Raw genomic sequence first — 385 nt, forward strand, 5'->3', positions numbered from 1 at the left:
GACGGTGCGGCCGCCTTCGCGGATGGCGAAGCGCAGCTTCTCTTCCATCGCGATCGGCACGATCAGCGTCACGTCGACCGTGATGTTGTCGCCCGGCATCACCATCTCCGTACCTTCCGGCAGCGTCACGATGCCCGTCACGTCCGTCGTGCGGAAGTAGAACTGCGGACGGTAGTTGGTGAAGAACGGCGTGTGACGGCCACCCTCCTCCTTCGTCAGGATGTAGGCTTCCGCCTTGAACTTCGTGTGCGGCTTCACCGTGCCCGGCTTGCAAAGCACCTGGCCGCGCTCCACGTCCTCACGGCCAACGCCGCGGATCAGCGCGCCGATGTTGTCGCCAGCCTGGCCCTGGTCGAGCAGCTTGCGGAACATCTCGACGCCGGTA

1 protein-coding gene is annotated in these 385 nt (G+C 64.9%); it reads right to left on the reverse strand.

Features of this window, described 5'->3' with window-relative positions:
* A partial coding sequence (locus tag FY036_RS00060; RefSeq protein WP_328593089.1) for an EF-Tu C-terminal domain-related protein occupies positions 1 to 385 on the reverse strand: 385 nt, incomplete at both ends.

Origin of the sequence: Neoaquamicrobium microcysteis (assembly GCF_008180155.1) — a bacterium.
Taxonomy (GTDB): Bacteria; Pseudomonadota; Alphaproteobacteria; order Rhizobiales; family Rhizobiaceae; genus Aerobium; species Aerobium microcysteis.